Below are 12,646 nucleotides of genomic sequence, written 5' to 3'. Positions count from 1 at the left end.
GCTGCAGCATCGCGCGCCGGGAGCCGGCCACGCTTGATTTTCCTTGCCGATCCGTCAGTCCGGGTCCGGCGCCATCCGACCGGCTTTGGCAGCACGCAAGGCCGCCGCGCCCTGCGGTATGGCGGCACACGCGAGCACGATCATCGCAACCGTCCACGACCCGGTGCGGTCATGCACCGCGCCGATGAGGATCGGGCCCACGGCGGCCAGGCCGTACCCGACGGACTGCGCCATACCCGACACCTCGCCGGCCTGGGCGGTGGAGTTGCTGCGCAGCACCATGAACAGCAGGGACAGGCCGATGCCGCAGCCGGGACCGATCATCACGATGCAGGCCCACAGCACCGGGGCATGGTGGACGGTCAGCAACCCGACGAAGCCGATCATGCTGAAGGCGAGCGTGCCCAGAGCGATGCCGCGCTGGTCCGCCAGGCGGCCGGCGAGGATCGGCGCGAGCAGCGAACAGGTCAGCCCCACCGTCTGTGCCGCGGCGAGTACCCCACCCGCCGCACCGATCGACATACCGGTCTCGTCGACAAGGAACTTGGGCAACCAGGCACCGAAGGTGTAGAAGATGAACGACTGGAAGCCCATGTAGATCGTGATGGCCCACGCCGTGCGGTCGCGCCATATCCTGGCTGACCGGCCTGATGTCTGGACCGTGTGGCGACGCCGCAATTGGGGCAGCCACTGGATCATGGCGGCGAGGACCAGCAGCCCCCACGCCGCCAGAGTCACGCGCCACTGTCCGTGCAGCGCATCGTCGATGGGGACGGTCAAACCGGCGGCGACCGCGGCGCCCCCGGACAACGTCATGGAGTAGAGGCCGGTCATCAGGCCGGACCGGTGGGCGAAGTCACGCTTGATCAGCGCGGGCAGCACCACGTTGCAGACCCCGATGCCGGCGCCGACCAGCACCGAACCGGCGAACAGTGCCGTCGCTGACGCCGCGAGCCGCAACAGGATGCCGGCCAGCAGCACCGCGAGCGCCCCGAAGATGGTGCGCTCGATGCCGTAACGGTGTGCCAGCCGAGGCGCGAACGGTGAACTGATCCCGAAGAAGAGCACCGGGAGGGTGGTCAGCAGGCCGGCGGTGGAACTGCTGAAGCCGAAGGACTGGGAGATGGTGTCGATCAGCGGCGATACCGACACGACTGCTGGACGCAGGTTTGCCGCCACCAGCATGATGCCGAGTGCGGCGACGAGCGCGCTGCGGCCACCGAGTGGCGTCTCCTTGCGGTCGGTCAGTGTTCCCGCCCCTGTGCCGCTCACTGTCGCGCACCCTTCTCCGCCTCGGCGAGGTAGTCGGCGACGGCGGCGCGGGCGGCGTCAGGATCACCGCGCTCAATCGCTTCGACCAGTGCACGATGTCCCGGCGGGTGGATCCGCATCGATTGCAGGGCTCGGGTGACCTCCGCGTGTGAGCTGCGCATCGCTTCAAGGACGCCCGCATAGATCTGCACGAGCAAGGTGTTGCCGCAGCCCGCGACGACGCCTTCGTGAAAATCGATGTCGGCCTGATCGTAGGAGTCGAGTTCGCCTGAGGCGAAGGCCCTTTCAGCGACCTCCAGCAGACATCGCATCCGCTGCCGGGCGTCCGCCGTCGCGGACCGTGCTGCCGCGGCCGCCGCCTCGGTCTCCAGGGCGCGGCGCACCTGGAGCAGGTCGAGCACCTCCGCCGTGGTCTCGCGTTGGATGACGGCGGCATACGGATTGGCGCTGCGCACATAGGTGCCGTCGCCACGGCGCGGAGCGAGCATGCCGACGTGTTCGAGGGCTCGCACCGCCTCGCGGATGGTGTTGCGGCCGACACCGAAGCGCTCGACCAGCTCCGGTTCGGCGGGAATGCGTTCGCCGACCGGCCAGTCCCCGTCCCGGATCAGCCGCTCCATGTGGGCGACGACGAGCTCGCTGGTGCGCTTCGGCGGTGGGATGACAGCGGACACCCATTGAACCTAACGTGGGATGTTTGGTCACCGAGTGCCGATTCGTATGCCGAGACCGGCGGGCACGGCGCAGGCGCCCACCCGGACCGGGTGGGCGCCTGCGCCATACCTGCGGACCCTTGCTAGGCGGAGGCGTTCTCCTCGCTCCGCTTGGCCAGGCGCAACCAGGTCTCCACGACGGTATCCGGGTTGAGCGACATCGACTCGATGCCCTGGTCGAGCAGCCAGTCGGCCAGGTCGGGGTGGTCCGAGGGGCCCTGCCCGCAGATGCCGACGTACTTGCCGCGGTCCTTGCAGGCCTTGATCGCCATCGCCAGCATCGCCTTGACCGCCGGGTTGCGCTCGTCGAAGCCCGCCGCGACCAGCCCGGAGTCGCGGTCCAGCCCCAGGGTCAGCTGGGTCATGTCGTTGGAGCCGATCGAGAAGCCGTCGAAGTGGTCGAGGAACTGGTCGGCGATCACCGCGTTGCTGGGGACCTCGCACATCATGATGACCTGCAGGTCGTTCTCACCGCGCTGCAGGCCGTTGCGGGCCAGCAGGTCGATGACGCCCTTGCCCTCCTCCAGCGTGCGCACGAATGGGATCATCACCTTGACGTTGGTCAGGCCCATGTCCTCGCGGACGTAGCGCAGCGCCTCGCACTCCATCGCGAAGCAGTCCGCGAAGTCCTCCGACAGGTATCGCGATGCACCGCGGTAGCCGATCATCGGGTTCTCCTCGTCCGGCTCGTAGCGCTCGCCGCCGAGCATGCCGGCGTACTCGTTGGACTTGAAGTCCGACATGCGCACGATGACCGGCTCCGGGTAGAACGCCGCCGCCAGCGTCGAGACACCCTCGGCGACCCGCTTGACGAAGAACTCGCGCGGGCTGTCGTATGCCGCGATCAGCGCCTCGATGTGGCTGCGGATCTCCGGCGCCTGGTCCTCCAGTTCCAGCAGTGCCCGCGGGTGGATGCCGATCTGCCGGTTGATGATGAACTCCAGCCGGGCCAGGCCGATGCCCTTGTGGGGCAGCCGGCTGAACTCGAACGCCTGGTCCGGGGTGCCGACGTTCATCATGATCTTGACCGGCACCTCGGGCATCTCGTCCAGGGCGGTCTCGTCGACGTCGAAGTCGCGGGCGCCGTCATACACGAAGCCGGTGTCGCCCTCGGCGCACGAGACGGTGACTTCCTGGCCATTGGTGAGGTCGCGGGTGGCCGAACCGGTGCCGACCACCGCCGGGATGCCCAGCTCGCGGGCGATGATCGCCGCGTGGCAGGTGCGGCCACCCCGGTTGGTGACGATGGCCGACGCCCGCTTCATGATCGGCTCCCAGTCGGGGTCGGTCATGTCGGCCACCAGCACCTCGCCGGCCTGGAACTCGTGCATGGAGTCGATGGAGTCCAGGGTGCGCACCGCGCCGGCGCCGATCTTCTGGCCGATCGCGCGCCCCTCGACGACGACGGGGCCGCGTTCCTTGAGCACGAATCGCTGCAACGTGGAGGCGTTCGCCCGTGACTGGACGGTCTCCGGACGGGCCTGCAGGATGTAGAGCTTGCCGTCGACGCCGTCCTTGCCCCACTCGATGTCCATCGGCCGGCCGTAGTGCTCCTCGATCGCGACCGCATGCTTGGCCAGCTCGGTCACCTCGTCGTCGGTGAGCGACAGCTTGCCCTGCTCGGCCTCGTCGACCGGCACGAAATGGATGGTCTCCCCCACCGTCGCGTCGCCGGTGTAGACCATCTTGGTGGCCTTCGAACCGACGCCGCGCTTGAGGATGGCCGGGCGGCCGGCCCGCAACGCCGGCTTGTAGACGTAGAACTCGTCTGGGTTGACCGCGCCCTGCACGACGGCCTCGCCCAGGCCGTAGCTGGAGGTGATGAACACCGCGTCCCGGAAGCCGGACTCGGTGTCCATGGTGAACATCACGCCGGAGGAGCCGATGTCCGAGCGCACCATCCGCTGGATGCCGGCGGACAGCGCGACCAGTGAGTGGTCGTAGCCGGCGTGGACCCGGTAGGCGATGGCCCGGTCGTTGTAGAGCGAGGCGAAGACCAGCTTGATCGCGTGCAGGATGTTGTCGATGCCGCTGATGTTGAGGAAGGTCTCCTGCTGACCGGCGAAGGATGCGTCCGGCAGGTCCTCGGCGGTCGCGCTCGAGCGCACCGCGAAGGTGACCTCCTCGCCCTGCTCACCGGTGAGCCGCTCGTATGCCGAGCGGATGTCCGCCTCGAGGTCGGCCGGGAACGCCTGCTGCTCGATGTCCCCGCGGATCTTCGCGCCGACCTTGGCCAGTTCCCGCACGTCGTCCACGTCGAGCCCATCGAGCAGTTCGTCGATCTCGGCCTTCAGGCCCGTCTCGGTGAGGAACCGCCGGTAGGCGTCCGCGGTCGTCGCGAAACCGGTCGGCACGCTGACACCGGCCTTGGAAAGGTGCTGGACCATCTCACCGAGCGAGGCATTCTTGCCGCCCACGGTCTCGACGTCGTTCATGCCGAGATCGGCGAACCACTCGATGTTCGTCATGTCGGGATTCCTTTCGTATGACGCGACTTTCGCGTCATCGTCCTCCGGCGCCAGAAGTGCGTCCGGCACTCAGCTTGCGCGTCTGCATGATGGTTGCGGCCATCTCCTCCACCGACATGGCGGCGGAGTTGGTGTAGGGGATGCGGTGCCTCCGGAACATGGCTTCGGCCCGGCGCAACTCGTAGGTGCACTGCGCCAGGGAGGCGTAGGTCGAGCCGGGCCGGCGTTCGGTGCGCACCTGGCTCAGCCGCTGCGCGGTCGACAGCAGGCCGTAACACTTGTCGACATACGGTGCGATCGGTGTGGGCAGCCCGCCGGACTCGAAGTCCTCCTCGACCAGGGGGTAGTTGGCCACCCGGAGGCCGTACTGCAGCGCGAGGTACATCGTGGTCGGCGTCTTGCCGCATCGGGACGGGGCGGTGAGAATGAGGTCGGCGCGTTCGAGCTGGCGCAGGCTCTGCCCGTCGTCGTGCTCGATGGCGAACTCCACGGCCTTCATGCGGGCGTCGTACTCGCCGACATCCCGCATGCCGTGCGCGCTGCTGGCGTTGTGCGCCGCATTGACGTGCAGCACCCGCTCGACCATGTCCAGGTGCGAGCCGAACAGGTCGATGAAGGCGCACTCGGTGCCGGAGAGGATCTCGCGGATCTCCTCGACCGCAACGGTGGAGAACACCAGCGGTGTCACCACGTCGGTCTTGATCGCATCCATCTGGGCGACGGCCTCACGAGCCTGTTCGGGCGTCTTGATGAACGGCAGTTTCTCGCGCACGAACCGCACGCTGGGAAACTGCTGCAACATCATGTTGCCGAGCGTCTCCGCAGAGATCCCCGTCCCGCCGGCCACGAAGAAGACCGGGGTCGGAGGCGTCTCGGCCGGGAAATCCACAGGCCGAACTCTGCCACATCGGTCGGCCCGAGCGTGACCCGGTGCAATTCGCGAGACCGGCGCCCCAAGATCCGTTTTGCCAGCGATGCCGCCAGCTCGTCATACCTGCTCACAAGCCTCAACGGTCGCGGGGTGTGCGCGCCGCAGCGCCAATTCACGTGCACAACCCTCAACGGTCGCGGGGTGTGCGCGCCACGGCGCCAATTCACGTGCACAACCCTCAACGGTCGCGGGGTGTGCGCCACGGCGCCAATTCACGTGCACAACCCTCAACGGTCGCGGGGTGTGCGCGCCGCAGCGCAATTCACGTACACAACCCTCAACGGTCGCGGAGTATGCGCGCCACGGCGCCAATTCACGTACACAACCCTCAACGGTCGCGGGGTATGCGCGCCACGGCGCCATCGGATGTCAGCCGAAGTGCCGGCGCCAGCCGTCGTGGATCGTGACCGGCTCGCCGGTGCGCAGCTGGACCGCGTCACCGATGCGACCCAGCACCTGCAGCGGCTCGCCGAACATCGCACTGGAGGTGATGATCACGAACCGCCATTCGAGGCCCTCGATCTCCTCCCGCCGCAAGATGTCGCCGTCCCATTGCGCTTCGCGCCTGATGTGGTGACGCCCGTCGAATTCGATCGCGAGTCTAAGCGCGACGTACGCGAGGTCGAGTTGCCGATATCTCGAACCCAATTCGACGACATGACCAATCGTGGGCTCGACCATCCCGGAGCTGGTGATCAGCAGGCGCAACCTGGTCTCGTTGGGCGAGTCGACCTTCGAGCGGACGTGCGCGGCAACCTCGCGGGCCCGGCGTGCGCCGTTGCAGTGGCGGTCGGCGACGAACGCCCGTAACTGAGCCGGAGTGAGCGTCGTATGCCGGACCAGCGAGTCACCGAGGATCAGCAGGTCGACGAACTCCAGAACCGCAGCGAGGTCCAGGAACGTCTGTGCCGGCGTGGTCAACCAGACTCCGGAGTTTTGCGCCAGCTCGGGGCGATGCGTGTAGAAGTGCAGTCGTATACCCCGATGGGTCGAGTGGTGCCGCTTGGGCGTGCCCAGATGTATGTCGGACGCATGCGGCGTCACTGCACCCCACAACGCCGCGGCGGTGTGGTGCGAGGCGAATCGCGCGGGAGGAAGTGCGCTGAGCAGGTAGCCGACCTTGGCCAGGAGACTCGGCGGCGAGCTGGCGGACGTGTAGACCCCGCGAATCAGCGGCCGGTATTCCGGCCCGGAGAGGCTACGCCGGCTGATGCCCGATCGGACCGCATCCCTCGAGGTGAAGATGCTGCCCAACACAGGTACGACTTCGTCCGTCATACCAGGAGGCTGGCACGTTCACCACACGTCCGGGCGTTGTCCACAGGGCGCGAGGTCGGGCCTGCGCACAACCCTCAACTGTCGCGGGTTACGCACACAGATCCGCCGGCGCCTGCGCACAACCCTCAACTGTCGCGGGTTACGCACACAGATCCGCCGGCGCCCGCTCACAACTCAACCGTCGCGTGTTATGCACACAGATCCGCCGGCGCCCGCGCACAACCCTCAACTGTCGCGGGTTACGCACACAGATCCGCCGGCGCCCGCGCACAACCCTCAACCGTCGCGACTTGTGGGCTATCTGGAGCCGAGCCTGTCGGGTCAGGCGCTGAGCTTCTCGGCGGCGGCCAGCAACACGCACGTCGCGACGGCCTCCATCGCCGCGGTGACCTCCTCGGCCACCGGGAACGTCGGCGCCAGGCGGATGTTGGTGTCCTCAGGGTCGTTGCCGTAGGGGTATGACGCGCCCGCCGGCGTCAGGGCGATGCCGGCGTCCTTGGCGAGCTGGACCACGCGGGTCGCCGTGCCGGGCAGCACGTCGAGGCTGACGAAGTATCCGCCCACCGGGTCGGTCCAGGTGGCGACCCCGGTGCCGCCCAGCCGCTCCCGCAGGATCCGCTGCACCTCGGCGAACTTCGGCGCGATGATGTCGCGGTGCTTGCGCATGTGCTGCCGCACACCCTCGGCGTCGCCGAAGAACTCGGCGTGCCGCAGCTGGTTGATCTTGTCCGGGCCGATCGAGCCGTTGCCGAGGTGGCCGAGGTACCACGTGACCTGGTCGACCGAGGCCGCCAGGAAACCGACGCCGGCACCGGCGAAGGTGATCTTGGACGTGGAGGCGAACATGATCGGACGGTGCGGGTGGCCGGCGGCGCTGGCCAGCGACAGGATGTCGGCGCTCTTGGCCTCGTCCTGGGTCAGGTGGTGGAACGCGTAGGCGTTGTCCCAGAAGATCTTGAAGTCCGGTGCCGCGGTCGGCATCGACGCCAGCTTGGCGGCCACTTCCTGGCTGCACACCGCACCGGCCGGGTTGCTGTATGTCGGCACGATCCAGATGCCCTTGATGGTCGGGTCGTCCGCGACGAGGGCGGCGACGGCATCCGCGTCGGGGCCGTCGGCCCGCATCGGCACGGTGATCATCTCGATGCCGAGCGACTCCAGCAGGGTGTGGTGCCGGTCGTAGCCGGGCACCGGGCAGATGAAGCGGACCTTCTCCTCCTGCGACCAGGGCCGCGGGGATTCCACGCCGCCGAAGAGCGTCAGGTAATAGAGGACATCGCGCATCATCGTCAGGCTGGCGTTGCCGCCGGCCACGACCTGCTCCGGCTCGACCCACAGCAGCTCGGCGAAGATTTCCCGCAGCTGCGGAATGCCTTGCAGGCCGCCGTAATTGCGGGTGTCGGTGCCGGAGGCGTCGACATACGACGTGGGCAACTGCAGCATGTCGTTGGACAGGTCGAGCTGCTCCGCCGACGGTTTGCCCCGCGTGAGGTCGAGCTTGAGACCGCTGGACTTCAACGTGTCGTACGCCGTCTGCTGCTCCTGGCGGAATGCAGCGATCTGGTCGGCGGAAAGCTCGGTCAATTGTTGTGCGTTGGACACAGCGGGTTCTCCTGAGGGACATCCGAAGCGGTCGCTCCAGTCTCTCAAAGCCGCCCGACGTGACTGATCGGGGACCGTATGACGGACGGCGGTGTGACGCGGCCGACACTCCGGTCGCTTCGCCTGATGCCGACCGTAGGGTGACACGCATGGACGACTCGGCCCTTCGGCAGCTGACCGACGATCTCGCCTCCGCTGATCCCTCGGTCCGCGACGACGGCGCCTACACGAAGCTCGCGGAGGCTCTTTCCGCGCAGCAACTGACCGGCGAACAGCGTCGGCAGCTGGGTGATCTCATGGTGGACCGGTTCGCTCATCCGCAGCCGCAGGCTCGGTCCTTCGCACCACTGATCCTCGCGGTGCTCGCTTCCACCTGGACGACCGGCGATGGAGACTGGCCCACCGAGTGGACGGATTCCTTGCTGGAGTGGTGGACGACCGAGCAGGACCTACGCGGCCACGTCGAGCCGATCGGCTGGATCCACGCCGTCGCGCACGGCGCGGACGCAGTGGGCGAGCTGGGCGCGAGAGGTCTCGCGCCGGTCGATCGATTGCTCGACGCGATCGCCGGACGCCTCACCGCAACAACGGAATTCGTATGGCGTGATCAGGAGGACGATCGGGTCGCGGCTGCCGTCGTCGGCATACTCCTCGGCACACCGGACGCCGACGTGCGACCGCTGCTGCAGCCGATCACCGCCATGTTCGCGACCGGCGAGCCCGGTCCTGTCCCAGCCGCGGCAACCAACGCGATGCACACCCTCCGCAGCCTGTATGTCGCCCTCGGCAATGTCGTCATACATCCGGAAAGCGGTGAGGGAGAAGGGATCCCGAACGCAGCCGAGCTGCAGCGGGAGATCGCCGTGGCCCTGCAGCCCACCACTCCGTGGCTGTTCAGCGCAGCTGCCGGATCTGCGGACTGAGCGCGAACGCCGCACACAATGCACTCATCGCCAGTCCGCACGCCGTCGTGGCGACCAGCACCGAGGAGGCGCCGGCCAGCAGCCCGAAGACCGGCGTGGTCGCCGGGATGAGCACCAGGTCCCCGAGGTTGCTGACCGATCCGACCCGGCCGAGGTGGCTCGGCGCGATGACTCGCTGGAACGACCCGCTCAACCACACCGAGGCCATCCCGGCGGTGACACCAACCAGCGCCATACCGACGACCAGGCCGACCCGGGTCGGCAGGCCGACCGCGCTGAGTCCGATGCCCTGCAACACCAACACACGGAACGACCGCATGGGCAGGTACGTGCCCTGCCACCGGGTGCCGGCGATCGAGCCGACGATGGCGCCGATCGCGAAGGTTGCCTCGGAGACGCCCAACCAGCCGGACCCCCAATCGGATTCGGCCACCCGAAGAGCGATGCCGACGGACATCACCGGTGTGACGAAGACGTTGAGCGCGGCGAGCCCGAGCAGGAAGACCTGGGCCACCTCGGAGCCGCGGATGTAATCCCAGCCCGAGCGCAGCGATCGGACGACCGGCTCCTTCGGTGTCCGCGGCAACCGGAAACGGGTGCGGACGACGAGCCACAGCACGATGAGGACGACGAGGAACGTCATCGCATCGGCGATCATCGAGAAGCCGAAGCCCCCGTGGATCACCACCGCGCCCAGCGGCGCACCGAGGAGTCGGGCGAGCCGAGAGCCGGTCTGGGTCCAGCCGCTGACGGTCACCAGGTCGTCGTCCCGGACCAACTGCCGCACCAGCGTCCGAGCCGCGGGAGTGCTCAGTCCGCTGACCGTGCCGAAGCAGATGGCCACGGCGAAAAGCACTGCGCCGGCGTGCAATCCGCTCACCCAGCAGATCGAGGCGACCAGCAGCACGACGACCCGGGCGAGTTCGCCGAGAATCATCACGCGTCGGGTGTCGAAGCGATCGGCGATCACGCCGCCGAACAGCGTGCAGAGCGCCTGGGGCAGCATCTCGATCCCGAGCACGAGGCCAGCCAGTCCCGGAGAGAACAGCTGCACCGCTGTCCAGGCCAGGCCGATCGCGAAAACCGTGTCCCCACCGGCGGACACGATGGCGGCCAGCACGTAGGCCTGCACCATCCGGTCGCGCCGCACCGCCGGCGGCGGAGCCGCGATGAGCCGCGGGCTCTCCACGGTCGGCGTCGTCATACCGCACCCGGCTCACTCGGGAAGATGCGCGCGATGAACCGCACCGGTCGCCGATCCGCATCCGGATGCTCCTGCACGTCCGCGCGCACCTTCCGCGTCCATTCGTCCGTGAGCGCCTGGACGCGTTGCTTCAGGTCCTCCATCTGCTCCGGCGTCGCGGGCACGAAATTGTCGTGCGCGAGCCCCTCCTGCCACTGCGCCGGCAGGTCCTCGCGCGTGCGCATCCACTGCACGGTCGCCGCGTTGAGGTATTCGAGGTTGGCCCGCTCGGCCGCGTCGGCGACCTGCCGGGCGAAGCTCCCGTCGGCGTAGTCCTGGTTGCTCCACGACAGGCGCCGGTGCCGGCCGCGCCACCAGGACTCGCGGGTGTCGCGTGCCAGCTCCGGTGCCGGTTCGATGAAGCCGACCTTGTGCATCGGCTTGAGGTGGTGACTCACCGAACCGACGGCGATGTCCAGGCGCGCGGCGAGCTGCCCCACGGTCGCCGGTCCGTCATTGGTCAGGATCTCCAGGATGCGCCGCCGCACCGGGTGGTGCACGGCGAGCAGGGCGTCGATCAGCGCGGCGCCCTGCGGCAGGTCCGGAACGTCGACCGACGGCGCGGAGGCGGTATGCCGCTCTGCGGCTGTCTTGCGTGGCATGCGACCAGGGTGGGCGTCGGCGCCGACATACACAAGGGCTCTTGTATAACTGCAGACAATGCCCATGAGGTGCCGTGCCGGCGAGCGTGCGACACGCCCTATAGCGCACGTTTCTCAAAATACGTGATTGCGACACGCGGACTCGCAACAACTGTCACAATATTCTCCGCACACCCTCGTGACGCACGCGCGGCCGAGGTGCGCACCACCGCCAGACTGCCGCCCCTCCCTGAGCCATGAGGACAACACACATGGGTATCCCCCGCCTTCTCACCGCCGCCACGGCGCTGTGCACCGTCGCCACCGCGCTGAGCACGGTGTCCGCAGCGCCGGCCCACGCCGACATCAGGCCCACCCCCCGCGCCAGCGCACTGAGCGGGGCCGCCATCCCCGGACCGGCCGGCAACCCGGTCTGGGCGCTGCGGTCCACGCACCGCAGCACCATGTCCCTGACCTGGGTGTCCTGTGTGCCCACCGCAGCGGACGCGACGACAGCGGCGCAACTGGCGTCCGCGATGACCTACGCGCGGATGGGCGGACTGCTCAGCGCCGAACAGGTCGCCTGCGCGCGCCGCGTCGTCGGCGCAGCACGTGCGAGCGGCCTGGACCGCAAGGGCGCCGAGATCGCGCTGATGACGGTCATGGTGGAGACCACCCTGCGCAACTACACCGGTGGTGACCTGGACAGCGTGGGGTTGTTCCAGCAGCGCAACTCCTGGGGCACCTACGACCAGCGCATCAACCCCGAGTCCGCCACGGCGAAGTTCCTCGCCGTGATGCAGCAGATCTACCCGCGCAACACCTGGCTGGCCGCCCCGTCCGGTCAGGTGGCCGCGGACGTGCAGCGACCGGCTGCGGCATACCGCGGCGAATACGCGCTGGCGCAGTCCTCCGCGGACGCCCTGCTGGACACGCTGTGGCCGCAACCTGCGCCGACCCCCACACCCAAGCCGACCCCGAAGCCGACCCCCAAGCCGACCCCCAAGCCGGCCCCGAAGCCGACGCCGACACAGATCCCGCGGCCGGCGAAGCTGCGAGTGCTGCACGTCGGGATGCGCGGTGCGGACGTGAAGTACGCGCAGCAGCTGCTGAACCTGCTCGGCTCGCGCTTGACCGCCGACGGTGACGACGGCCCGGCGACGACGGCCGCGGTCAAGTCCTTCCAGCGCCGGCAGCACCTGAGCGTCGACGGCATCGTGGGCCCGATCACCTGGTCCCACCTGCAGAGCGCCAGCGGTCAGCAGTCCGGCCGGGCACCCGCGCCGAAGCCCACCTCCAAGCCGAAGCCCACGCCGGCCCCGAAGCCCAAGCCCAAGCCCTCCGCCAAGCCCACGCAGATCCCCCGCCCGGCGAAGCTGCGTGTGCTGCACGTCGGGATGCGCGGCGCCGATGTGAAGTACGCGCAGCAGCTGCTGAACCTGCTGGGCGCGCACCTGACGGTCGACGGCGATGACGGCCCAGCCACGACGGCCGCGATCAAGACCTTCCAACGCCGGCACCACCTGAAGGTCGACGGCATCATCGGTGCCGTCACCTGGTCGCACCTGCGGGCCGCCGCCGCGCGCTAGGACCACGTGGTGCGCCACCCGCCCACGGGAAAGGCCCCGGACCTCG

At 68.5% G+C, this 12,646-nt stretch carries 10 protein-coding genes; 2 read left to right on the top strand and 8 right to left on the bottom strand.

Annotated elements, in window-relative coordinates; all coding sequences use genetic code 11:
* Positions 1-54: 54 nt before the first annotated feature.
* The 6 genes from ACYVBN_RS00785 to ACYVBN_RS00760 all read right to left on the bottom strand — a co-directional run bounded on the left by ACYVBN_RS00785 (position 55) and on the right by ACYVBN_RS00760 (position 8,264).
* Positions 55-1,272, bottom strand: a complete 1,218-nt coding sequence (locus tag ACYVBN_RS00785) for a CynX/NimT family MFS transporter (protein ID WP_460598914.1) — start codon at positions 1,270-1,272, stop codon at positions 55-57.
* Positions 1,269-1,946 (bottom strand): FadR/GntR family transcriptional regulator, encoded by a 678-nt coding sequence (locus tag ACYVBN_RS00780; protein ID WP_460598913.1) that lies wholly within the window; start codon positions 1,944-1,946, stop codon positions 1,269-1,271. Before ACYVBN_RS00780 ends, ACYVBN_RS00785 begins: the two co-directional genes overlap by 4 nt.
* 122 nt (positions 1,947-2,068) lie before the next feature.
* Positions 2,069-4,453 carry a phosphoenolpyruvate synthase gene (gene ppsA / locus ACYVBN_RS00775; protein ID WP_460598912.1) on the bottom strand — a complete coding sequence of 795 codons (2,385 nt, stop codon included), beginning with the start codon at positions 4,451-4,453 and terminating at the stop codon, positions 2,069-2,071.
* Between the two features lie 34 nt (positions 4,454-4,487).
* The gene (locus tag ACYVBN_RS00770; RefSeq protein WP_460598911.1) at positions 4,488-5,342 is read right to left on the bottom strand and encodes a pyruvate, water dikinase regulatory protein; all 855 of its coding nucleotides are present in this window, start codon (positions 5,340-5,342) and stop codon (positions 4,488-4,490) included.
* A 411-nt stretch (positions 5,343-5,753) separates the two neighbouring features.
* On the bottom strand, positions 5,754-6,662 hold the full coding sequence (locus tag ACYVBN_RS00765; protein ID WP_460598910.1) for a hypothetical protein: 909 nt from the start codon (positions 6,660-6,662) through the stop codon (positions 5,754-5,756).
* A gap of 321 nt (positions 6,663-6,983) precedes the next feature.
* Positions 6,984-8,264 carry a PLP-dependent aminotransferase family protein gene (locus tag ACYVBN_RS00760; RefSeq protein WP_460598909.1) on the bottom strand — a complete coding sequence of 427 codons (1,281 nt, stop codon included), beginning with the start codon at positions 8,262-8,264 and terminating at the stop codon, positions 6,984-6,986.
* A gap of 149 nt (positions 8,265-8,413) precedes the next feature.
* Between ACYVBN_RS00760 and ACYVBN_RS00755 the strand changes: the two genes are divergently transcribed.
* Positions 8,414-9,187 carry a DUF2785 domain-containing protein gene (locus tag ACYVBN_RS00755; RefSeq protein ID WP_460598908.1) on the top strand — a complete coding sequence of 258 codons (774 nt, stop codon included), beginning with the start codon at positions 8,414-8,416 and terminating at the stop codon, positions 9,185-9,187.
* On the opposite strand, the gene ACYVBN_RS00750 is transcribed toward ACYVBN_RS00755, so the two are convergent.
* Both ACYVBN_RS00750 and ACYVBN_RS00745 read right to left on the bottom strand, forming a co-directional pair.
* Positions 9,159-10,391, bottom strand: coding sequence for an MFS transporter (locus ACYVBN_RS00750; RefSeq protein ID WP_460598907.1), 1,233 nt, complete (start codon positions 10,389-10,391; stop codon positions 9,159-9,161). The genes ACYVBN_RS00755 and ACYVBN_RS00750 overlap by 29 nt on opposite strands.
* The gene (locus tag ACYVBN_RS00745) at positions 10,388-11,032 is read right to left on the bottom strand and encodes an ArsR/SmtB family transcription factor (RefSeq protein ID WP_460598906.1); all 645 of its coding nucleotides are present in this window, start codon (positions 11,030-11,032) and stop codon (positions 10,388-10,390) included. Before ACYVBN_RS00745 ends, ACYVBN_RS00750 begins: the two co-directional genes overlap by 4 nt.
* 251 nt (positions 11,033-11,283) lie before the next feature.
* Here ACYVBN_RS00745 and ACYVBN_RS00740 point away from each other — a divergent pair, with 251 nt between their 5' ends.
* A complete protein-coding gene (locus tag ACYVBN_RS00740; RefSeq protein ID WP_460598905.1) occupies positions 11,284-12,600 on the top strand; it encodes a peptidoglycan-binding domain-containing protein in 1,317 nt (438 codons plus the stop codon).
* The last annotated feature ends 46 nt before the right edge of the window (positions 12,601-12,646 follow it).

The sequence above is a fragment of the Flexivirga lutea genome, assembly GCF_054778955.1.
The sequence above is the reverse complement of the archived record's forward strand: the minus strand, read 5'-3'. Positions and strand labels throughout refer to the sequence as shown.